Genomic DNA, 23286 nt, shown 5'->3' on the forward strand with positions numbered 1-23286 from the left:
TTCTGTTTTTATCTTAATCTACAATTCTTAGATGAGAAGCCGATTTTGCCGGAACTTTTTTATTGGTTTTTGGTTTATCAACCGCTTCGGTAAAGTTACTCGGCTGATCAGACTGTGGTTGACGGTTTAATTCATCATAAACTGTTTCAGGTTCAAACATTACACCATCACCATTTTCCCGAGCATAAATCGCAAGTGCGGCTCCCATAGGGATATAAAGCTCTCTAGCCACGCCATTAAAACGCGCATTAAATTGAATAAAATCATTCGTAAGTTGCAAGTTTCCCGTGGCACTTGCCGAGAGATTCAGCACAATTTGCCCGTCTTTGACATATTCGGCAGGTACATTTACGCCCCAATATGTGGCATCCACAACCAAATAGGGCGTAAAATCATTATCGCTCAACCAGTCATAATAAGCCCTTAATAAATAAGGTCGTTTTGGAGAGGATTTATATTCCATTATTTATCGTCCATCAGGTTCTTAGGCGCAGCCTCACCTACGGATTGTAAAAAGGAATCTCGACTAAATACACGATCCATATAGCCTTTTAAAGCTTTGCTGCCGGCACCGGTAAATTCTACACCCAATTGTTTTAATTTCCATAGTAATGGGGCGATGTAGCAATCAACCAAACTGAATTCTTCACTCATAAAATAAGGCATTTGTTGGAAAATAGGCGAAACAGCCAATAATTCTTCTTTTAACTGTCTTAATGCTTCCGCACGTTCCGATTCATTGCCTTTTTCCGCTTTCATTAAAGTTGGATACCAATCTTGCTCTATACGCAACATTAAAAGACGAGTTTTCCCCCTTGCAATAGGATAAACCGGCATAAGCGGCGGATGAGGGAAACGTTCATCAAGATATTCCATAATAATACGTGAATTAAATAATACTAAATCACGATCAACCAATGTTGGCAAAGAGCCATAAGGATTTAATTCCATTAAATCTTCCGATAATGCTTGCGGGTTAACTTCTTCATTTTCATAAGCCACCCCTTTTTCCGCCAATACAATTTTCACTTGATGACAGTAAATATCATCTTTATTTGAGAAAAGAGTCATAACAGAACGTTTACTTGATGCATTGGACATTGATTCCTCCGAAGATTCAAAATGCTATATTATTTTTCTTAAAAAAGGTTGGACATTCTAACATAAATCCGCTTTATATTGCCAAATAAATCTGACTTTTTCTTTAGTTTCATAAAGTTACATGATTTTATAAATATAAAAAAAGCAGGGATATTTCCCTGCTTCTGAAACGAAAATAAGAAATTAACGTTTTGAGTATTGTGGACGACGACGTGCTTTGTGCAAGCCCACTTTTTTACGTTCAACACGACGTGCATCACGAGTAACGAAACCGGCTGCACGAAGAGCAGGACGTAAAGTTTCATCGTATTCAATTAATGCACGAGTAATACCGTGACGGATTGCACCGGCTTGACCGGAAATACCACCACCTTTTACAGTGATGTATAGATCTAATTTGTCGGTTAATTCAACCAATTCTAAAGGTTGACGTACAATCATACGTGCAGTTTCACGACCGAAATACACGTCTAACTCACGTTGGTTGATAGTGATTTTACCACTGCCCGGTTTAATAAATACACGAGCTGAAGAGCTTTTGCGGCGACCTGTGCCGTAGTTTTGATTCTCTGCCATATCCTAAACCTCGTGATTAAATGTCTAATACTTGTGGTTGTTGTGCCGCGTGTTGATGTTCATTACCCGCATACACTTTTAATTTACGGAACATTGCGCGACCTAATGGTCCTTTTGGCAACATACCTTTAACCGCAATTTCAATCACCGCTTCAGGACGGCGAGCGATCATCTCTTTGAAAGTCGCTTGTTTAATACCACCTACATAACCGGTGTGCCAGTAGTAAAGTTTATCTGTTTCTTTACGACCTGTTACCGCCACTTTATCTGCATTGATAACGATGATGTAATCACCGGTATCTACATGCGGAGTGTACTCTGCCTTGTGTTTACCACGAAGACGACGTGCTAATTCAGTAGCTAAACGACCTAAAGTTTTACCTGTCGCATCTACTACATACCAGTCGCGTTTTACCGTTTCTGGTTTTGCTACAAAAGTTTTCATTAATTAATTACCAAAAATTAAGTTTGATACCCAGTGTTTCTATGAAACACAACCATTGATCTTAATCATCACCCCTTCAAGTGTGATACAGATAAAATAATGCACGGTGGGAATCCGTGCACTTACAGGGTCGGCATATTATACATATTTTTCCGTCAAATGCTAATTCTTTGTGTAAAAAATCTTCATAGTTATGTTTATCTTACGAATATTAATATAATTAATGTTTTTAATGAATTTATTAAAATTGACTCATGAATAAAGTTAATTTATTGTCATATCACACAATTAATTCGTAGGAAGAATCACCATGAGCTATGCAAAAGAAATTAATAATCTAAATCAAAACATTGCTGATTTTAATAAAAAAATCAACGTATCCTTTGAGTTTTTTCCTCCTAAAAATGAAAAAATGGAAAATCTGCTATGGGAATCAATTCATCGTTTAAAAGTGTTAAAACCGAAATTTGTCTCTGTAACCTATGGCGCAAATTCCGGTGAACGGGATCGTACACACGGTATTGTAAAAGCAATTAAACAGGAAACCGGGTTAGAAGCTGCGCCTCATTTAACCGGCATTGATGCCACCTCTGAAGAATTGAAAAAGATCGCTCAAGATTATTGGGATAGCGGTATCCGCCGTATTGTTGCATTACGTGGAGATGAACCGAAAGGTTATGATAAAAAACCGTTCTACGCGTCCGATTTAGTGGCACTACTCCGATCGGTTGCTGATTTTGATATTTCCGTTGCCGCGTACCCGGAAGTCCATCCGGAAGCAAAATCGGCGCAAGCGGATTTAATTAACTTAAAACGTAAAATTGATGCAGGTGCAAACCATATTATTACTCAATTTTTCTTTGATATTGATAGTTATCTACGCTTCCGTGATCGTTGTGCGTCTATTGGCATTGATACGGAAATAGTGCCGGGTATTCTACCTGTAACGAACTTTAAGCAGCTTCAGAAAATGGCGTCATTTACCAATGTGAAAATACCAAGTTGGCTAACAAAAGCCTATGATGGATTAGATGACGATCCGACCACCCGCAATCTTGTTGCCGCAAGTGTTGCTATGGATATGGTGAAGATTTTATCCAGTGAAGGCGTGAGTGATTTCCATTTTTACACGCTTAATCGTAGTGAATTAACCTATGCGATTTGTCATATGTTGGGCGTTCGCCCGTCAGTCTAGAAAACAAAAGTGCGGTTAAAATTAACCGCACTTTTTACCTTTAAATTCGCCTTGCTTGCCAAAACGTTTTTGTCCAGTAAGGTGTATTCATCGAAGAATAAATAACGCCGCCTTTCGTGGAGGTGTGAAGAAATTTACCATCTTTAACATAGATCCCAACATGATAACCATTCGGCCCACGTCCTGTTTTAAAGAAAATTAGGTCACCGGTTTGAATGTCTTCCTTACGAATAAGTTTTCCATGTCTAGCCTGCTCTTTTGTCGTTCTAGGTAAATCAATATTAAAACGATCAAAAAAAGTTTTTTGAACAAATCCGGAACAATCTACTCCATGTCTGGATTTTCCGCCTAATACATAAGGCGTTCCCGCCCATTCATACTGTTGTTCGCTCAATAACGTAATTGCCATAATAGGATCATCAATTTTTCCTTTATAATTAATGGCATAATTTTCCTTTTCGGAATACCCTGAAGAACAAGCAAATAAAAGCATTGTAGTAAAAACAAGAAGTAACCTTTCAATCGATCTCATTTTATATCTCAAAGAACAAAAGTGCGGCTAAAAATAACCGCACTTTTCATTTATCGACTTATTTTCGCTTTTTCAACTCTCGTACGTAATTTCTGCCCCGGTTTAAATGCCACCACACGGCGTGCTGAAACCGGTACGCTTTCCCCTGTTTTAGGATTACGTCCCGGACGAGAAGCTTTATCACGTAATTCAAAATTACCGAATCCCGATAATTTCACATCACAGCCAGATTCAAGAGATAAGCGAATTTCTTCAAAAAAATCATCCACTAAGTTCTTAGCCTCTAATTTTTGTAACCGATATTTTTCAATTAAAAATTCGGTAATATCAATTTTTGTAAGCGTCATAGGTTTAGTCTCTTAATTCAGCGTTAAAACGTTGTTTAACTTCATCTAACACAGCGGAAATTACAGCGTTGATTTCATCGTCTTCCAAGGTTTTTTCATTGTCTTGAATCGTCAAACTGATAGCAAGGCTCTTTGTACCTGACGGTACGCCAATACCTTTATACACATCAAATAAATTCACTTGAGTGAGTTTTTCCCCACCAGCTTGCTTACATGCATCAATGATATCACCAGCAGCAATTTCATCCGCTACCACAAGTGCCAAGTCTCGGCGATTCGCCGGGAATTTGGAAATTTTCCTTGCTTGTATGACATTCCGATTTGCAATTGCGTTCCATAAAATTTCAAATACAACTATTTTTCCATTTAACCCCAATTTTTGAGAAACTGATGGATGAAGCGTACCAATAAAGCCAATTTCTTTACCGTCCAGTTCGATTGATGCAGATTGTCCCGGATGTAATGCCGCAAAAGTTTTTGCGACAAAACGTACTTTATTTCCCACTCCGGTTAAAGACAACAGGCTTTCTAAATCGCCTTTTAAATCAAAGAAATCTACTGATTCCGCTTTATTATTCCAACTTTCGTTACTTGTCGTACCACTCATTACCGCACTTAATACAAATTCTTGACGTACGCCGAATTCAGCATCGGCATCAGGAATAAATCGTAATCCCGTTTCAAACAAGCGAACACGGTTTTGTTGACGGTTTTGGTTATATAGCACTGCTCCGAGTAAGCCGCTTAACAATGAAACTCGCATTACCGACATTTCGGTGGAAATAGGGTTTGGTAGCGCTAGCGCCTCCTGATGAGGATGCAATAGACTTTGTACTTTTGGATCAACGAAACTATAAGTGATCGCTTCTTGGTAATCTGAATCTACAAGTGCGGTCTTAATTCGGGTTAAATCCAATACGGCTTCTTTATGATCACGCATACGCAAATGTGCCAGCGGTGCATTGTTTGGAATGCTGTTATAACCATAAATACGCGCAACTTCTTCAATTAAATCTTCTTCAATATCAATATCGAAACGCCAGCTTACTGAGGTTACCGTCCATACATTATTTTCGTATTGAACATCAAAACCGAGGCGTTCAAAAATATCGGTAACAATCTCGGTTTCAATATGATGCCCCAGTAAAGCATCTAATTTCTCACGATGAAGTTGAATTTTTTTGACTTTCGGTAAAAATTCTTCATTTACCGCCTCATTAATTGCTCCACTCTCACCGCCACAAATTTCAAGTAATAATGCCGTTGCACGCTCCATTGCATGATGTGCTAATTCAAAATCAACCCCACGCTCAAAACGGTGTGACGCATCCGTATGTAAACCATATTGTCTTGGTCGACCGGCAATCGCTAGCGGAGTAAAGAAGGCCGCTTCCAAAATAACATCTTTAGTTTCAGAGGTAACACTACTTGCTTGTCCCCCAAAGATCCCTGCCATCGCAAGCGGGCCATTTGCATCCGCAATCAGTAAAGTATTTGATTGTAATTTTGCCGTGTTGCCATCTAGTAAAATCAGTTCTTCACTATCTTTTGCCAAACGCACTTGTACCGGTTGTACAACTTTTGACGCATCAAAGGCATGCATCGGTTGGCCTAATTCAAGTAAAATATAATTTGTAATATCAACGACAGGATCAATAGAACGTATACCGCAACGACGCAATTTCTCTTTCATCCACATCGGTGAATCGGCTTTTACATTCACATTTTTTACCAATCGAAGTAAATAACGCGGGCAGGCTTCCGGCGCGACAAGTTCAATATCAATTTTATCTGAAATTGTTGCCGGCACTACGTCAAAGTGCGGTCGATTTACCGACTGTTTATTAACAACAGCAATTTCACGGGCAATCCCTGCTATACTTAAGCAGTCCGCACGGTTCGGGGTTAAACTGATCTCAATAGCTTTATCGTTTAAATTCAAATATTGACGAAAATCTGTGCCGATTGGTGCATCTTGCGGCAACTCTATAATTCCCTCAGCATCAATATCAATACCAAGTTCAGAAAATGAGCAAAGCATACCCTCTGACGGTTGACCGCGTAATTTGGTTTTCTTAATTTTGAAATTACCCGGCAATACCGCTCCTTCCGTAGCACAAGCAACCTTTAATCCTTGACGGCAATTCGGTGCACCACACACGATATCTAATAATCTGTCACTACCGATATTAACCTTCGTCACACGTAATTTATCCGCATCAGGATGTTGGGCGCACTCAACCACTTCTCCGATAACAACGCCGGTAAAATCACCCGCAACATTTTCTACGCCGTCCACTTCCAGCCCTAGCATGGTGATTTGATCACATAATTGTTCCGTAGAAACAGCCGGATTAACCCATTCTCTTGCCCACTGCTCGCTAAATTTCATTATTCTTTATCCTTTAAAATTTGTTATATATAACCTCGTTTTGAGGGTATATCTGAAAAATAATTTATTTGAATTGTTTCAAAAAACGTAAATCGTTTTCAAAGAATGAACGCAAATCTGTGACGTTGTAGCGTAACATAGTTAATCGCTCAACGCCCATTCCCACTGCGAAACCGGAATATTCATTCGGATCGATTCCTGCATTACGTAATACATTCGGGTGAACCATACCACAGCCTAATACTTCAAGCCATTTGCCGTTTTTGCCCATGACATCCACTTCTGCCGAAGGCTCGGTAAAGGGAAAATAAGAAGGTCGGAAACGTACTTTTAAATCTTCTTCAAAAAAAGCACGTAAGAAATCATGTAATAAACCTTTTAACTCTGTAAAGTTTACTTTTCTATCCACATAAAGTAATTCAACTTGATGGAACATTGGCGTGTGTGTTTGATCATAGTCGTTACGATAAACACGCCCCGGTGCCATAATACGAATTGGAGGTTGCATTTTCTCCATAGTACGGATTTGTACCCCTGAAGTTTGAGTACGCAATAATAATTCGGGATTAAACCAAAATGTATCATGGTCAGCACGTGCCGGATGATGTTTTGAAATATTTAACGCATCAAAATTATAATAATCACTTTCAATTTCAGGGCCATTTTCTACTGAAAAACCAAGTTCCGAAAAAAATTGAGTAATGCGATTAATTGTTATAGAAATAGGGTGTAACCCACCTTTTTCCACTTTTTTACCCGGTAAAGTTACATCTATGCGTTCTTTTTCGAGTTTAGCATTCAGTTCCTCTTGTTCCCACTCAGCTTTTTTCGTGTTCAAAAACTCAAGCACAACTTGTTTGACTTCATTTATTTTTGCCCCTACTGCCGGGCGTTCTTCTACTGCAATATTTCTCAGTTCTTGCATTAATTGCGTGAAATGACCTTTCTTACCAAAATATTCAACACGAATCTCATCCAGTGCTACTAAACTCTTATTCTCGATCGAATTAATCGCCGATTTTGCTTTATCGGCAAGATCTTTCAGATGCTGCATAGTTTCCTCTGATTTACTTTTATCTAAAAAATTCTTGTAATAATAATACCAATGCATTAAAAAATCACGTTTTTATTTATGTTTGAGGGATATCAGTCCACTAGAGTTAAATGCAATTTCGAAAAGACTCTCTGTTTTTAAACGCAGAGTTAAATTTGCCACCATGAGAGCCATAACCACCTGAATTCTTTTGTACAAATTCTACGTAAATTCTGACCGCACTTTTATAGTGTTATAGAAAAGAGGATAAGGTATAAGCTTGATAATTAACTATCAATATTAATTAGGAAAGTTAGAGGATGAGTTAAGATAAAAAATAGCATAACCAAAGTTATGCTATCTGTTTAATCAAAATTATTTTTGATAAAGTGGTGTAGGACCTTGTGTACCACCATTCATTTGGCTTGCGTCTTGATGTAATTTCATCAAAGAACCTGAAGAAGTGATTTCTACACGACGGTTAGGACGTAAACAATCTTTTTCTTCTTTACTTGCGTGACGGAAACCTTCACAAGCTTTAACCTGTGGGTTTTTACCATAGCCGACAGCCGTGATCTGAGCTTTTACACCATCTTCAATTAGACGTGCTTGTACACGATTTGCACGACGTTGAGAAAGATTCAAATTGTAAGCATCGGAACCTAAACGGTCAGTATAACCCGCTACTTTAACCTCTTGCGCATTTGCTGATTTTAGTTGAGCAGCAACATTATCAACCACTTCTTTACCACGTGGAGTCAATACATCTTTATTGAAATCAAACAAGAAATCACCGCTTAGAGTATATGCAGACTGACCGTTACATCCGTTTGGATACCAGAAGAAACTTTGTGCGTTATGGTTTTTATCAAATAAGATTTTATATTGACAGATTTTATGCACACCGTTTTCACGATAGTTAAATGCATAATCCCATTCTTCTACACCATATAAACCTTCAGAGAAATGCGGACGACCAATCAAATTGTAGAGTTGATCTTTATTCATACCACGTTCAATCATACGTACATTATCCCAGTTTGGCCATGAACCAAATTGGCTACCGTCATGATTAAAACCTGAACTGTCAATTTTTGGCCATACCAGTTGTGGTACTTGAACGCCATCAACGTCTTTATACTCAGGCATACCTTCAGAAGTAACTTTGCTTAAGTTACCGCAAGCTGCAACTGTCGCGATGGCAGCTGCAGATAATAAAATACGAGATAATTTCATGTTTTTACCTTTTAACCATTAAAAAGTGCCATCCTTGTAATCAAGAAACACACAACTAAACTTTACTAATTCTAAATGAGAAAACTATAAAAGTTTCGAGGGGCTATACTAATAGTAAAAGACAAATTTGTAAATATTAAACTATGACTGAAGTATTCTATTTACAATGATTTTTGTAAAGTAATGTAAAAGCTTAATGAATAAAATCTCGATAAGTTTTATTCATATAACCTTGAATAAGTGCGTTAGCACTCTCTTCTGCCTGCTGCCCTAACTTTTTCAATAATGTTTTTTTAACCTTATAAGTCACGCCAATAACCAATTTATCTTTCATCATATTAAGTAAAAGATCATCACTGGTAGAAATCCCGTCTATTAATTGTAATTCTAACGCTTGCGTGCCGAACCAATGTTCACCGGTAGAAACTTTATTCACATCTAACTGAGGTCGATTTTGACGGACGAATTGTTTAAATAATTCATGGGTTTCTTCTAATTCTTGTTGGAATTTTTGTTTTCCTTTTTCAGTATTTTCCCCTAGCATCGTTACCGTGCGCTTAAATTCTCCTGCAGTCATCACATCGACATCAACATCATGTTTTTTTAATAGCCGATGAATATTCGGTATTTGAGCAACCACACCAATCGATCCAATAATAGCAAAAGGTGCAGCAATAATGTGATCCGCCACACAAGCCATCATATAACCGCCACTTGCCGCCACTTTATCAATCGCAATAGTTAATTTGATTCCTTTTTGTTTTAAACGCGCTAACTGCGAGGCTGCCAAGCCGTATCCATGCACAACGCCACCGGGACTTTCTAAACGTAGTAATACTTCGTCATCAGCTTTGGCTACATTCAGAATTGCTGAAATTTCCTCACGAAGTGCGGTTGTCTGTGAGGCAGAAATATCACCTTTAAAATCTAAAACATAAACACATGATTTAGGTTTATCAAGTGGTTCACCTTTTTTCAATTTTGCTTTTAACTCTTTTGATTTTTGTTTTTCAGCTTTCTTTTCTGCTTTTTTTTGCTGTTTTAACTCTTCATCTGATAAATAAAAATCACGCAAATATTTAACTCTGTTCTCAAAATCCTCGGATAAATTGCTAATTACCAGCTCACCTTGCTCTGCCTCCTTATTTCGGCGGGCAGAAATAATAAATGCCGCAATCGCTGCAATGACAAGTAAAATTGTTAAGATTTCTAAAATAAAAATACCGTAGCAGGTTAAAATATCTGACCACATAAAATACTCTCCTCTAATTTTATGGTTCGAACATTCTACTTGAGTCTAACGCCAAGCTCTAACTTTTTATGGAAAATTTCGGGATTTAAGGTAAACTAGCCAGACTTTTTACTATTCTTATTACACCTAGGGGTTCGTATGTCTAAAATTTCATCTGTTGCAGATGTATTACAAGGAAAAGTCGCGATTGGTGAAAATGTTACTGTGCGTGGCTGGGTTCGTACTCGTCGCGATTCTAAAGCGGGACTCTCATTCTTAACCGTCTATGACGGTTCTTGTTTTGATCCTATCCAAACGATTATTAACAATGATATTGAAAATTATGAAAACGAAGTTTTACGTCTCACAACCGGCTGTTCGGTTGTTGTGACCGGTAAAATCGTTGAATCACCGGCAGAAGGTCAAGCTGTTGAGTTACAAGCTGAAAAAGTCGAAGTGGCCGGTTTCGTAGAAGATCCCGATTCCTACCCAATGGCAGCCAAACGCCATTCTATCGAATACTTACGCGAAGTCGCACACTTACGTCCACGCACCAATATTATCGGAGCCGTAGCGCGTGTACGTCACTGTTTAGCCCAAGCCATTCATCGTTTCTTCCATGAGCAAGGCTTTTATTGGGTTGCAACTCCGCTTATTACAGCTTCAGATACGGAAGGTGCAGGCGAAATGTTCCGAGTTTCGACTTTAGATCTTGAAAATCTTCCGCGTAATGAAGAAGGTGCGGTCGATTTTAGCCAAGATTTCTTTGGTAAAGAATCTTTTTTAACGGTTTCCGGTCAATTAAACGGTGAAACCTATGCCTGTGCATTAAGCAAAATTTATACTTTCGGCCCAACTTTCCGTGCAGAAAACTCTAACACCACCCGCCATCTTGCAGAATTCTGGATGGTTGAACCGGAAGTTGCCTTTGCCACATTAGAGGATAATGCAAAATTGGCTGAAGACATGTTGAAATATGTTTTCCGTGCTGTATTGGCTGAACGTAAAGATGACTTAAAATTCTTTGAAAAACACATCGATAAAGATGTGATTAGCCGTTTGGAAAACTTCGTTGCATCCGATTTCGCGCAAATAGATTACACCGATGCCATTGAAGTGTTATTAAAATCCGGTAAGAAATTTGAATTCCCGGTTTCTTGGGGAATCGATCTTTCTTCTGAACACGAACGCTATCTAGCGGAAGAATATTTCAAATCTCCGGTTGTGGTAAAAAACTATCCGAAAGATATTAAAGCTTTCTATATGCGTTTAAATGATGACGGAAAAACGGTTGCCGCAATGGACGTATTAGCACCGGGAATTGGTGAAATTATTGGCGGTTCACAACGTGAAGAACGTTTAGAAGTGCTTGATAAACGTATGGAAGAAATGGGGTTAGATCCGAAAGATTACTATTGGTATCGTGATCTTCGTAAATATGGCACAGTGCCTCATTCCGGTTTTGGACTCGGGTTTGAACGCTTAATTGTGTATGTCACCGGAGTACAAAATATTCGTGATGTTATTCCATTCCCTCGTACACCGCGTAATGCGAATTTTTAATCAAAAATAGAGCTAACTTGACCGCACTTTCTTGTGCGGTCAAATTTTTATTGTTTTAAGGAAAGTAAAATGAAAAAAATTGAACAGCTTTTCGCTAATAATTTAAGCTGGGCACAACGAATGAAAGAGGAAAATTCCACTTATTTTAAAGAGCTCGCTGATCACCAAACACCTCATTATCTTTGGATTGGCTGTTCCGATAGTCGTGTTCCTGCAGAAAAACTGACAAATTTAGAGCCGGGTGAATTATTTGTTCATCGTAATGTGGCAAATCAAGTTATTCATACGGATCTCAACTGTCTTTCCGTTGTGCAATATGCCGTTGATGTGCTAAAGATTGAACATATTATCATTTGCGGACATACTAATTGCGGTGGTATTAAAGCCGCTATGGCAGATCAAGATCTAGGTTTAATTAATAATTGGTTGCTCCATATTCGTGATATTTGGTTTAAACATAGCCATTTACTTGGAAAACTTTCACCGGAAAAACGTGCCGATATGCTGACTAAAATTAATGTCAATGAACAAGTATATAATCTCGGTCGCTCTTCCATTATAAAAAGTGCTTGGGAACGTGGGCAGAAACTTTCTTTACACGGCTGGGTATATGATGTGAATGATGGTTTTCTAATTGATCAAGGAGTGATAGCAACAAGCCGTGAAAGCCTTGAAATTTCTTATCGTAACGCCATCGCTCGTTTACTCACTTTAGGTGAAGAAGATATCCTTAAAAAAGAACATACAGAATAGAAAAATGCGGTTAAAATTGACCGCACTTTTTGCATTTTACGAGATTATGTCGCAATGGCACAAAACCGATATTTTAATGCCACTCCGCCTCTATCTAATCAAGAATTTCAATCGTTTATCTTGTGTGTTTGCTACATAATACCGGTATTCTACTTTTAGATAATCAAGGATTATTTTATTCCACTCAAGCTATTAAACAATCCATCATCCTGAGTTGGTATTTGCAAATAAAAACCCTGTGATTTAATTTTTTCCTCTACTTCATTTTTATCGGCATGATGAAGCGGTTTATTACCGGATAAATTAAACATCATCACAAGTTCGGGTTTACCAAAATGTTCCAATAAATTTCCGGGAACGGTAGAGAAATCATCACGTTTTTGAATATAAAGGTAACTACCCGCTTTTTTCTTACTTTTATAAATCGCACATAACATTTTTACCTTGCCCCTATAAAGAAAATCCCCACTGGAAACGCCAGCAGGGATTTATTCTATTTTATAAAATTATTTTGCTGCGTCTTTCACTGCATCTACAGCTTCAGCCGCTTTTTCAGTTGCAGATTCTTTCATTGAAGACATTGCTTCTTTTACCGAATCCATTTTTTCTGCTGCTGAGTCTTTCATTTTAGAAGCCTTGTCGCTCATTGCCTCTTTCATTTCCGCCATTTTTTCCATAGTGGAATCTTTAACTTCCGCTACTTTAGCTTTTGCAGCCTCTCCGGCTTCTTCAACTTTCGCTACTGCCGCGTCTTTCATTTCAGTTGCTTTTTCCACAGCTTTATCTTTTGCATCTGCTGCTACAGACTTTGCTGAATCTACGGCATTCATTGTTGCCTCTTTCGCATCAGACACTGCCTGTTTTGCTGCGTCTTTTACATCTGAGGCGGCTTGTTTCGCTGAATCTTTAACATCTGATGCCACACTTACCGCAGCCTCTTTTACATCTGCAGCCGCATTGGCTGTCGCCTCTTTTGCCGCTTCAACTTTTTGTGCTGTTTCTTGTTTATCAAAACAACCTGTTACTGCTAAACTTGCGCCTAATACTAATGTCGCTAATACTGTCTTTTTCATTTTTATCTCCTAATAATAAGTACATAGACTAGCAAAGCATACTTGCTTTGTGCAAGGTATAGTTTACGTAAAAATCAAATAGTCGAAAACAAAATTTACACTTTAGAAAAAGAAAACTACTGTCTTTAATCTTAACTTTTAATCATAACCAATTGAAAAACAATAGTTTTATAAAAAGTTCCCCATTTAAAATTTATTTTTTGTAAAGAAAATTAAAAATGTAAAATGTTTATATTTTAGACAAATTAAAGCATTTCAGGTGAATAACTGTAGCTCATGATCTGCCCTTTTCCATTTTTCCAATCAACTTGAGCAATGGTTGCCGGATAAAAACTAATCGGGTTTCGTTTACCATAAAGCTCTGCAACAATTTCTCCAACTAACGGCAAATGGGAAATAATAAGGATATTTTCTATGCCTTTCGTTTCCAATACTGATAAATAATCTACCACCAATTCTGCCGATCCGTAAGGTGTAATGCCTTCCCAAATTTCTAAATTAGCCTGTAGTTCCGAATCAAATGCCAAATTCACTTGCTCAAAAGTCTCTAAAGCACGTTGATAGGGGCTGACTAATATACTATTAAATGAAAGTGCGGTTGATTTTGTCGTATTTTTTAACCATTCTCCCTGCACAAAAGCTTGTTTTCTTCCATATTCGGTTAAACGACGATCTTTGTCGGCTTTAGCCATCACTTCGGCTTCGCCATGACGCATGATAAAAATTTTCATATTTGCTTTCCTAAATTAAAGAAAAAACCGACCGCTCTTTTTAGAGCGGTCGTATCAATTAGTTTGTCTTCACTGCTTCAGCAATTTCTTCTGCATATTGTTGGGCCATTTCACCATCTTGGCATTCTACCATGACACGGATTAGCGGTTCTGTGCCGGATTTACGCAATAGAATTCGCCCCTTACCTTCTAAACGTCTTTCTACATCTGCTGCAATGGCTTTTACCTTATCACTTTCCAATGGATTTTCCCCACCGGTGAAACGTACATTAATTAATACTTGAGGGAATAACTTCACTGCACTAGCCAATTCATTGAGTGAAAGTTTATGTTGAACCATTGCAGCCAAGACAGCTAATGAAGCAACAATCCCATCTCCCGTAGAATTTTTATCGGAAATAATAATATGACCGGAGTTTTCTCCCCCTAGCGTCCAATTATTTTCTAACATTTTTTCAAGTACATAACGATCCCCTACATTTGCGCGCAAAAACGGTACGCCTAGCATTTTGAGTGCGATTTCAAGGCTCATATTACTCATTAACGTTCCTACTACACCACCTTTTAATTGACCGGAACGCAGTGCTTCACGAGCAATAATAAAGAGGATTTGATCGCCGTCTATTTTATTTCCGAGGTGATCAACCATCATAATACGGTCGCCATCGCCATCATAGGCTAAACCGATGTCCGCTTTCACTTCCAACACTTTTTCTTGTAATGTCCGAATATCCGTTGCGCCACATTTTTCATTGATATTAACACCATTCGGATCCGTGCCAATCTCAATCACTTCCGCACCGAGTTCACGTAATACATTCGGTGCAATGTGATAGGTTGCGCCGTTTGCACAATCTACCACGATTCGATAGCCTTCTAAGCCTAAATGAGCCGGGAACGTGCCTTTACAGAATTCAATATAACGTCCGGCCGCATCATTAATGCGACGAGCTCTACCTAATTCTGCCGATTCAACACAATCCATTGGCTGTTCAAGCATTGCTTCAATCGCTTCCTCAATTTCATCCGGCAATTTTGTCCCTTGTGCAGAGAAAAATTTAATGCCGTTATCATAATAAGGATTATGAGAGGCTGAAATAACGATACCGGCTTCCGCACGGAAAGTACGGGTTAAATAAGCAATTGCCGGTGTTGGCATTGGTCCGGTAAAGGCTGCGGATAGTCCGGCAGCAGCTAATCCCGCCTCTAACGCCGATTCCAACATATAGCCGGAAATACGCGTATCTTTACCGATTAAGACGGTTTTTGATCCCTGTGAAGCAAGCACTTTACCTGCCGCCCAGCCTAATTTTAATGCAAAATCAGGCGTAATCGGATAAGTTCCCACTTTACCACGCACGCCATCCGTACCGAAATATTTACGATTTGCCATAATAAATTCCCTTATTTCTCAATTTTTTCTAAAAAATTAGGCGTGCTCTGTTGCCAACCAAACTTTGAGTGCATCTGATGTCGCTGCTACATCATGTACACGCAAAATCTTCGCCCCATGTTGAGCAGCAATTAATGCCCCAGCAACACTGCCCGTCATTCTTTCATCAACAGGTTTATCCAACACCGCACCAATCATTGATTTGCGCGATAACCCCGCAAGCACAGGGTATCCCTCTTCACAAAACCTATTTAACTGCTGCAATAACTTATAATTGTGTTGAACGGTTTTACCAAAGCCAAACCCCATATCCCAAATTAAATTTTCTTTTCTTATTCCTGCTGTAATACATTGTTCCGAACGTTCCCGTAAAAAAGTGAGGACATCTTGCACGACATCTTGATATTGAGGATTGGTTTGCATCGTGCTTGGTTGTCCTCGCATATGCATAATACAAACGGGTAAATCCAGTTCTGCGGCAACTTGTAAGGCATTTGGTTCCTGTAAGGATCGAATATCATTGATTAAATCCATTCCAATTTTTGCCGCCTCTTGCATCACTATCGCCTTAGAAGAATCTACTGAAATCCAGCAATCGAATCGTTTCCGCACAGCTTCGACTAAGGGGATTACCCGTAATAATTCTTCTTGTTCCGACACCTCATTCGCCATGGGGCGTGTAGATTCCCCACCAATATCAATAATATTTGCCCCTTCATTTAGCATTTTTTCTACCTGGAACAATGCCTTATCAAGGGTAAAAAACTTTCCGCTATCTGAAAAAGAGTCCGGTGTAAAATTTAAAATTCCCATAATCTGAGGAAATGATAGATCAAGAGATTTTTGATTGGCGTAAATTTTCATAAAGTGCGGTCAATTCCTAGGGTAAGTTTAAGGCTGAGATTATAACCAAATATGCTAAGGAAAAAAATCATTCAGTAAAAATAAAGCCTCCCATTAGGAGGCTATATTTGATTATTCTGAATCTTGTGTTTTTTCGACCGCACTTTCCGATTTGCTTTCAGGAGATACGTTCGAATAAGCCGCTTGTGAGGCTTTCGGCTCTTCCCAGCCTGATGGCGGAGTGATCGGTTCACGATTCATCAGCTGTTTAATTTGCACTTCTTCAATCGTTTCATATTTCACAAGCGCATCTTTCATCGCATGCAAAATATCCATATTATCAATAAGAATTTGTCTTGCACGCTCATAGTTACGGCCTATGATTGCACGAACTTCCTCATCGATAAGATGTGCGGTTTCATCAGACATATGTTTCGCTTTTGCCATTGAGCGACCTAAGAATACTTCACCTTCATCTTCGGAATAAAGAATTGGCCCAAGTTTCTCAGAGAAGCCCCATTGCGTTACCATATTACGGGCAATATTGGTTGCCACTTTAATATCATTAGAAGCACCGGTCGAAATATTTTCTTCACCGTAAATCAAATCTTCAGCCAAACGCCCTGCATAAAGGGTAGAAAGTTTACTTTCTAATTGTTTTTGGCTAATGCTGACCTGATCGCCTTCAGGTAAGAAAAATGTAACCCCTAATGCACGGCCACGAGGAATAATCGTTACTTTATGAACAGGATCATGTTCAGGCACTAAATATCCCACAATGGCATGACCTGCCTCATGATAAGCCGTCGATTCTTTTTGTTTCTCCGTCATAATCATAGTGCGGCGTTCCGGTCCCATATTAATTTTGTCTTTTGCTTTTTCAAACTCAAGCATGGAAACTTTACGTTTATTATTACGGGCGGCAAATAGCGCAGCTTCATTGACAAGGTTAGCCAGATCCGCACCGGAATAACCTGGTGTACCACGAGCTAATGTCATGGCATCGACATCGTCAGCCAACGGTACTTTACGCATATGTACTTTTAAAATTTGCTCACGGCCTTTTACATCCGGTAATCCCACCACGACTTGACGGTCAAAACGACCCGGACGGGTTAATGCCGGATCCAATACATCCGGACGGTTAGTTGCGGCAATAACAATCACCCCGTCGTGACCACCAAAACCATCCATTTCAACAAGCATTTGGTTAAGGGTTTGCTCACGCTCATCATGACCGCCGCCTAAACCGGCACCACGTTGGCGACCCACCGCATCAATTTCATCAATAAAGATCAAACAAGGCGCATTTTTTTTCGCTTGTTCAAACATATCGCGTACACGGGAAGCCCCCACACCAACGAACATTTCAACGAAATCAGAACCTGAAATAGTAAAAAACGGCACTTTGGCTTCACCGGCAATGGCTTTTGCCAATAGGGTTTTACCGGTACCCGGAGGGCCTACCATCAAAATCCCTTTTGGAATTTTTCCGCCTAAATTTTGGAATTTGGTCGGATCACGTAAGAAATCGACAATCTCGCCGACTTCTTCTTTTGCTTCATCACAACCCGCCACATCGGCAAAAGTAACTTTGATTTGATCTTGGCTTAACATTTTTGCGCGGCTTTTACCAAAGCTCATTGCCTTACCGCCACCGCCTTGCATTTGACGCATAAAGAAAATCCACACACCCACAAGAAATAGCATTGGAAACCAAGAAATTAAAATTTGTGAAATTAAGCTACGTCTTTCAAACGGCGTCCCCTCTACTTTCACTTTCTTACTTAATAAATCATCAAGTAATTTCTTATCTTCCAATGGTGGCATAACAGTCATATATTTTGAGCCATCGTTTTTTGTTACCGTAATTTCATTGGTATCAAAACGTGCTTCTCTTACTTGACCATTGCTCACATCGTAAACAAATGTCGTATAATCGGTGGAATTTTCTACCGAATTAGAATTGAAACTCTGGTAAGCCGTCATCATAACAACTGCCACTACGATCCAGAGCACCAAATTTTTGACCATATCGTTCAAAGTTTAACCTGCCTTTCCTAAGTTAATAAATTCGTCACAAGATACTATATATCATAGCCCTTGAAAAGCTATCAAAGCGATTCACCTTTATAGCCCGTAGCCACAATATAAACCTCACGGGAACGTCCGCGTGAAGCCTCCGGTTTTCGGACTTTCACCACACTAAAAAGAGAGCGGATCTCTTTCAAATATTCATCAAATCCCTCTCCTTGGAATACTTTCACCACAAAACTGCCTTTTATTGCCAACACTTGCTTGCACATATCTAATGCCAGTTCTACCAAATACATCGCGCGGGGAATATCAACCGACGGCATACCGCTGAAATTGGGTGCCATATCCGACATCACCACATCTACCTTGGCTTCACCTACCCGTTCCAGCAAGGCATTGAGGACATTTTCATCACGAAAATCGCCTTGTAAAAAATCGACTCCCACGATCGGATCCATTTCCAAAATATCACAAGCAATCACTTTGCCATTGCTACCGATTTGGCTTACCACGTATTGCGACCATCCACCCGGTGCCGCCCCAAGATCGACAACAGTCATTCCCGATTTAAATAATTTGTCCGTTTGCTGAATTTCATCAAGTTTAAAATAAGCACGGGAACGCAGTTTTTGCTTATGTGCTTTTTGTACAAACGGATCTTTAAAATGTTCGTTTAGCCAACGAGAAGAACTCGCCGAACGTTTTTTCTTTCCCATAATTTCTGTCTTTCGTACTATTTTTTGTAGTAGTTTCGCCTATATTTGGGTACAATCTGCCAAATTCAAGACTTGATGAGCTTAAAAACAGAGAAAATCGCTGTTTTTTCTGACCGCTCTTTTTGTTATTCGTATTCATTTATAGGATTCCTTATGACAACCTTATCAACCAAACAAAAACAATTTTTAAAGGGCCTTGCCCACCATCTAAACCCAGTTGTTATGCTCGGTGGCAATGGTTTAACCGAGGGCGTACTTGCCGAGATTGAAAACGCATTGGATCACCATGAGCTTATTAAAGTAAAAATTGCAGGTGCCGATCGTGAAACCAAACAATTAATTATTGACGCTATTGTTCGAGAAACCCAAGCCTCAAACGTTCAAACTATCGGGCATATTCTCGTGCTTTACAAAGCCAGCGAAGAGAAGAAAATACAACTTCCACGGAAATAATCATTACTAAAGTGCGGTGAAAAATGACCGCACTTTTTTATTTCCTAGATATACTCGACTGCAATAATTTCAAATTCAACTGCACCGCCCGGTGTCACAATATTTACAGTATCATCCAGTTCTTTACCGATTAAACCGCGTGCAATCGGTGAATTCACAGAAATCAAACCTGATTTAATATCCGCTTCATCATCGCCGACAATTTTATAAGTAATTTCTTCCTCAGTATCGGTATTCACCAATACGACTGTTGCACCAAAAATCACTTTGCCGTTATTCGGTAACTTAGTGACATCAATTAGCTGACTATTTGCCAATTTGCCTTCAATCTCTTGAATTCGTCCTTCACAAAAGCCTTGTTGTTCACGTGCGGCGTGATATTCTGCATTTTCTTTTAAATCGCCGTGTTCACGGGCTTCTGCAATGGCCTTAATAATTTCGGGGCGACGAACATTTTTCAAGAAATCCAATTCTTCTCTCAACAGCTCTGCACCACGCATAGTCATTGGGATTTGTTTCATAACTTTATTCCTTAAAATTTAACAAAAAGAAAACTACGGCAAAATTGAAAAAACATTGCCGTAGCGACTTAAAATTAACTATCCACAAGAAAATGATTTACTCTCGTGAGTTCGGGGACTATTATTGTCCGTCTTGAAAGAAATAGCAACCAGAACCGTTAATAATGGAAAAAATATCTTCAATTTCAACCGCACTTAAAGCAATATTTTTTACACTCGGCTTTTCCCTTCCCAGCTATGCAAAAATTGACTTTCCCTTGATTACTGAATATTTGCCCGAAGGGGCAAGTATAGGCGTTATTGCTAAAAATCTAAATCAAGATCAAATCATTGCGGATTATCACAGCACGACCTTTATGCTACCGGCAAGTACACAAAAAGTGTTTACCGCCGTTGCGGCAAAATTAGTGCTTGGTGATGATTTCAAATTTGATACCACTCTTTTAACCAATGGCAAAATTCAAAATGGGCTGTTAGAAGGCAATTTAATCGTGCATTTTACCGGCGATCCGGATCTCACCAGCGGACAACTTTATAGCTTACTTGTCGAATTAAAAAAACAAGGCATCAATAAAATTAATGGTGATCTCATCCTGGATACTTCCGTGTTCTCCAGCCATGATCGGGGGCTAGGTTGGATTTGGAATGATTTGACCATGTGTTTCAACTCCCCACCTTCCGCCGCCAATATTGATAATAACTGTTTTTATGCGGAATTAGATGCGAATCAAGCGCCGGGGGAAACCGTTAAAATTAATGTGCCGGCGCAATTTCCCATCCAAGTTTTCGGACAAGTTTATGTAGCAGACAGTCGTGAATCCCCCTATTGTCAATTAGATGTGGTAGTACATGATAATAATCGTTATCAAGTTAAAGGTTGCCTTGCCCGTCAAACAAAACCCTTCGGTTTAAGTTTTGCCGTACAAGATCCCGATGCTTATGCGGCGGCGATTATTCAACGTCAATTAAAACGATTAAGCATTGAATTTAACGGAAAAGTATTACAACCGCAAAAACCACAACAAGGGCAATTATTGGCGCAACATTTCTCTAAACCTTTACCGGATTTATTGAAAAAAATGATGAAAAAATCCGATAATCAAATTGCAGATTCTCTATTTCGATCCATAGCCTACCATTACTATAAACGTCCGGCATCCTTTCAACTCGGTACATTAGCGGTTAAATCCGTTTTACAAAAGCAAGGAATCAAATTCGGTAATAGTATCTTGGCTGACGGTTCGGGTCTTTCACGGCATAACTTAGTTGCGCCTAAAACCATGCTTTCCATACTGGAATACATTGCGAAAAATGAAGATAAACTGCATTTAATGGAAACGTTCCCTGTTGCAGGCGTTGACGGCACTATCAGCGGACGTGGCGGATTGATTAATCCACCGTTAGTCAAAAATGTCATCGCCAAAACCGGCTCATTAAAAGGGGTTTACAACCTGGTGGGCTTTATGACAAATGCCCGTGGCGAGAAGATCGCCTTTGTCCAATTTATTAACGGTTATTCTACCGGCGAACTTGAAAATAAAACGAAACGCGCCCCTTTGGTGCAATTTGAAAGCGGATTGTATAATCAATTATATAAAGAATAATAAAACAACAGGATAAAACATAAAGAAATTTAACCGCACTTTGAGTAACAGCGTTCTAAACCCAACTCAAAGTGCGGTTAATTTTAACTGAGTTTTCGATAATCTATGATTATTGAGCGCCGAGTAAAGCCGGGACTTTCAATAAAATTAATTCATTATCGTCTTGGCGATTAGGTTCTCGGCTTGATGAAAAAGGGAAGTTGTTATCATTGCCGACAATAATGTGTTCATTATCAACAACATCAAGATTCTCAATAGTAAAGAACGGGAATTTCAATACTCCGTCATTCAAAGGTTTAAGACTCACTTTATTTGGATCGGAAATATTCAACAAATCAATATATGCTATTTTTTTCACGGCTTTACCGACATTATCAGAGGAAAATGCCACTTTATAAACCCGCTTAAATTTTGCCGGATCAGAAAAACAATGTGTCGTATCCGTAAGATTTTTACAGCCTTTATCCTCTGTTCCTTCACCGTTATCCCGTTCTATAATCAAGCCGTTTTTTGCATCAAGCAGATTAAAATCCCCAATCGCATTGTGCTCGTTTTCTAGAGGATAAAACCAGTAACGCCCCGTCCATTCTTGTTTATCAACAGCAAATTCCAAAATACGTAATGCAACCTTGCCGTCCACTGTTTCCCAACTTTGTTTTTTCTCAACCCATAAAGGTCCTTCCAATAATGGGTAAAGATATTTACCGTCAGGTGAGGCAGCCATGCCTTCATAACCTTTCGAACGTTTTAAATTGACATTTTTGTGGCGACCGTTTGGTATGCCCGGTGAGACGATTTGATAATGATCAGGCGACTGAACTTTTATTCCGTCTATTTCCGTTTCAAACACAGATAATACTTTTCCGTCTAAATCCGTTTTGATTAAATACGGGCCGAATTCATCGCCAATCCAAATATTATTGCCGATAATTTGAAAGCTTTCCGTGTCAAAATCCGCCCCGGTTAAATATCTTTCCTTTGTATCTTCATGCACAATACGGAACGGTACTTTCTTATCAGGATCCGTTAAAAAGACCGTCTTAAGCGATTCAAATTCGCCCTTCGACCAATTAATTTGATATTGATTCAAGTAAAGCATCGAATCCGGTGAATTAGCTTTACTGCCAAAGCCATTATCGGTAAGGATCCACACGGTATCTTTTCCAACCACTTTTATGCCGGAATGACCTTGTCTCGGCTGATTTTGAATCGGTAAAAAAGAACCCGTTTCACGATCTTTTGATTTTCCCGGTACGGATTGCAATTTTTCTACCCGCTTTAACGTCGTATATTTTCCTGCTGTTTTTAAGTCATTCGGTGCGTCATTCGGTACGCTAACTACTGCATTTGCCGGTAACACGGCATGGCCTGCCAATTCAGCCGGAGTTTCAAAAGCGACAGGTGTTTCTGCAATACTAGCCATACTTAAAGCTAAGCCCAACATAGTAAAGTAATGTTTATTTTTCATATCGTTTCCTCTTTAGTTTATTGCGATTAAAGAGAATACTTTG

At 39.1% G+C, this 23286-nt stretch carries 25 protein-coding genes; 6 read left to right on the top strand and 19 right to left on the bottom strand.

Annotated elements, in window-relative coordinates:
- Positions 1-13 precede the first annotated feature (13 nt).
- The 4 genes from FEE42_RS02250 to rplM all read right to left on the bottom strand — a co-directional run bounded on the left by FEE42_RS02250 (position 14) and on the right by rplM (position 2122).
- Positions 14-463 (bottom strand): ClpXP protease specificity-enhancing factor, encoded by a 450-nt coding sequence (locus tag FEE42_RS02250; RefSeq protein WP_059366322.1) that lies wholly within the window; start codon positions 461-463, stop codon positions 14-16.
- Positions 463-1101 carry a stringent starvation protein SspA gene (gene sspA / locus FEE42_RS02255; protein ID WP_059366323.1) on the bottom strand — a complete coding sequence of 213 codons (639 nt, stop codon included), beginning with the start codon at positions 1099-1101 and terminating at the stop codon, positions 463-465. The genes FEE42_RS02250 and sspA overlap by 1 nt, the downstream gene beginning before the upstream one ends.
- 183 nt (positions 1102-1284) lie before the next feature.
- Entirely contained in the window at positions 1285-1677 is a 393-nt protein-coding gene (gene rpsI / locus FEE42_RS02260; RefSeq protein WP_059366324.1) for a 30S ribosomal protein S9, read from the bottom strand.
- Positions 1678-1693: 16 nt separating this feature from the next.
- Positions 1694-2122, bottom strand: a complete 429-nt coding sequence (gene rplM, locus FEE42_RS02265) for a 50S ribosomal protein L13 (RefSeq protein ID WP_018355584.1) — start codon at positions 2120-2122, stop codon at positions 1694-1696.
- Between the two features lie 310 nt (positions 2123-2432).
- On the opposite strand from rplM, the gene metF reads away from it, so the two are divergent.
- Positions 2433-3317: a methylenetetrahydrofolate reductase gene (metF, locus tag FEE42_RS02270; protein ID WP_059366325.1), complete on the top strand. Its 885-nt coding sequence runs from the start codon at positions 2433-2435 to the stop codon at positions 3315-3317.
- A 40-nt stretch (positions 3318-3357) separates the two neighbouring features.
- On the opposite strand, the gene FEE42_RS02275 is transcribed toward metF, so the two are convergent.
- The 6 genes from FEE42_RS02275 to sohB all read right to left on the bottom strand — a co-directional run bounded on the left by FEE42_RS02275 (position 3358) and on the right by sohB (position 10109).
- Complete coding sequence (locus FEE42_RS02275; protein ID WP_164027624.1) at positions 3358-3849, bottom strand: C40 family peptidase; 492 nt, start codon at positions 3847-3849, stop codon at positions 3358-3360.
- A 50-nt stretch (positions 3850-3899) separates the two neighbouring features.
- Positions 3900-4196, bottom strand: a complete 297-nt coding sequence (locus FEE42_RS02280; protein WP_059366327.1) for an integration host factor subunit alpha — start codon at positions 4194-4196, stop codon at positions 3900-3902.
- 4 nt (positions 4197-4200) lie between these two features.
- Positions 4201-6588, bottom strand: coding sequence for a phenylalanine--tRNA ligase subunit beta (gene pheT / locus FEE42_RS02285; RefSeq protein WP_164027625.1), 2388 nt, complete (start codon positions 6586-6588; stop codon positions 4201-4203).
- A gap of 64 nt (positions 6589-6652) precedes the next feature.
- Positions 6653-7642, bottom strand: coding sequence for a phenylalanine--tRNA ligase subunit alpha (gene pheS, locus FEE42_RS02290; protein WP_164027626.1), 990 nt, complete (start codon positions 7640-7642; stop codon positions 6653-6655).
- Between the two features lie 354 nt (positions 7643-7996).
- Entirely contained in the window at positions 7997-8857 is an 861-nt protein-coding gene (locus tag FEE42_RS02295) for an OmpA family protein (RefSeq protein WP_164027627.1), read from the bottom strand.
- A 193-nt stretch (positions 8858-9050) separates the two neighbouring features.
- Positions 9051-10109: a protease SohB gene (sohB, locus tag FEE42_RS02300; protein WP_164027628.1), complete on the bottom strand. Its 1059-nt coding sequence runs from the start codon at positions 10107-10109 to the stop codon at positions 9051-9053.
- Between the two features lie 138 nt (positions 10110-10247).
- Between sohB and asnS the strand changes: the two genes are divergently transcribed.
- The 3 genes from asnS to FEE42_RS12935 all read left to right on the top strand — a co-directional run bounded on the left by asnS (position 10248) and on the right by FEE42_RS12935 (position 12543).
- Positions 10248-11651: an asparagine--tRNA ligase gene (gene asnS, locus FEE42_RS02305; RefSeq protein ID WP_059366332.1), complete on the top strand. Its 1404-nt coding sequence runs from the start codon at positions 10248-10250 to the stop codon at positions 11649-11651.
- A gap of 69 nt (positions 11652-11720) precedes the next feature.
- Entirely contained in the window at positions 11721-12404 is a 684-nt protein-coding gene (gene can, locus FEE42_RS02310) for a carbonate dehydratase (protein ID WP_059366333.1), read from the top strand.
- A gap of 4 nt (positions 12405-12408) precedes the next feature.
- Positions 12409-12543 carry a hypothetical protein gene (locus FEE42_RS12935; protein ID WP_255204530.1) on the top strand — a complete coding sequence of 45 codons (135 nt, stop codon included), beginning with the start codon at positions 12409-12411 and terminating at the stop codon, positions 12541-12543.
- Positions 12544-12574: 31 nt separating this feature from the next.
- Here the strand turns inward: FEE42_RS12935 and FEE42_RS02315 are convergent, their stop codons facing one another.
- From FEE42_RS02315 to rlmE, 7 genes are all read right to left on the bottom strand, one after another.
- Positions 12575-12841, bottom strand: coding sequence for a YcgL domain-containing protein (locus FEE42_RS02315; RefSeq protein ID WP_135968600.1), 267 nt, complete (start codon positions 12839-12841; stop codon positions 12575-12577).
- Positions 12842-12910: 69 nt separating this feature from the next.
- Entirely contained in the window at positions 12911-13477 is a 567-nt protein-coding gene (locus tag FEE42_RS02320; protein ID WP_164027629.1) for a prolipoprotein diacylglyceryl transferase, read from the bottom strand.
- Positions 13478-13722: 245 nt separating this feature from the next.
- Positions 13723-14208 (bottom strand): phosphohistidine phosphatase SixA, encoded by a 486-nt coding sequence (sixA, locus tag FEE42_RS02325; protein ID WP_059366336.1) that lies wholly within the window; start codon positions 14206-14208, stop codon positions 13723-13725.
- Between the two features lie 58 nt (positions 14209-14266).
- Positions 14267-15601 (bottom strand): phosphoglucosamine mutase, encoded by a 1335-nt coding sequence (gene glmM, locus FEE42_RS02330; RefSeq protein WP_164027630.1) that lies wholly within the window; start codon positions 15599-15601, stop codon positions 14267-14269.
- 36 nt (positions 15602-15637) lie between these two features.
- Entirely contained in the window at positions 15638-16465 is an 828-nt protein-coding gene (folP, locus tag FEE42_RS02335; protein WP_164027631.1) for a dihydropteroate synthase, read from the bottom strand.
- Positions 16466-16576: 111 nt separating this feature from the next.
- Complete coding sequence (ftsH, locus tag FEE42_RS02340; RefSeq protein WP_059366339.1) at positions 16577-18478, bottom strand: ATP-dependent zinc metalloprotease FtsH; 1902 nt, start codon at positions 18476-18478, stop codon at positions 16577-16579.
- An 80-nt stretch (positions 18479-18558) separates the two neighbouring features.
- Complete coding sequence (gene rlmE, locus FEE42_RS02345) at positions 18559-19197, bottom strand: 23S rRNA (uridine(2552)-2'-O)-methyltransferase RlmE (RefSeq protein ID WP_077587352.1); 639 nt, start codon at positions 19195-19197, stop codon at positions 18559-18561.
- Positions 19198-19350: 153 nt separating this feature from the next.
- Between rlmE and yhbY the strand changes: the two genes are divergently transcribed.
- Positions 19351-19650, top strand: a complete 300-nt coding sequence (yhbY, locus tag FEE42_RS02350; RefSeq protein WP_059366341.1) for a ribosome assembly RNA-binding protein YhbY — start codon at positions 19351-19353, stop codon at positions 19648-19650.
- Between the two features lie 44 nt (positions 19651-19694).
- Here yhbY and greA read toward each other — a convergent pair whose 3' ends face one another.
- The gene (gene greA, locus FEE42_RS02355) at positions 19695-20171 is read right to left on the bottom strand and encodes a transcription elongation factor GreA (protein ID WP_059366342.1); all 477 of its coding nucleotides are present in this window, start codon (positions 20169-20171) and stop codon (positions 19695-19697) included.
- 164 nt (positions 20172-20335) lie between these two features.
- On the opposite strand from greA, the gene dacB reads away from it, so the two are divergent.
- The gene (gene dacB, locus FEE42_RS02360; protein ID WP_164027632.1) at positions 20336-21775 is read left to right on the top strand and encodes a serine-type D-Ala-D-Ala carboxypeptidase; all 1440 of its coding nucleotides are present in this window, start codon (positions 20336-20338) and stop codon (positions 21773-21775) included.
- A gap of 109 nt (positions 21776-21884) precedes the next feature.
- Here dacB and FEE42_RS02365 read toward each other — a convergent pair whose 3' ends face one another.
- Positions 21885-23243, bottom strand: a complete 1359-nt coding sequence (locus FEE42_RS02365; protein ID WP_206023156.1) for an esterase-like activity of phytase family protein — start codon at positions 23241-23243, stop codon at positions 21885-21887.
- Positions 23244-23286 lie beyond the last annotated feature (43 nt).

Source organism: Rodentibacter caecimuris (assembly GCF_010587025.1).
Lineage (GTDB): Bacteria > Pseudomonadota > Gammaproteobacteria > Enterobacterales > Pasteurellaceae > Rodentibacter > Rodentibacter caecimuris.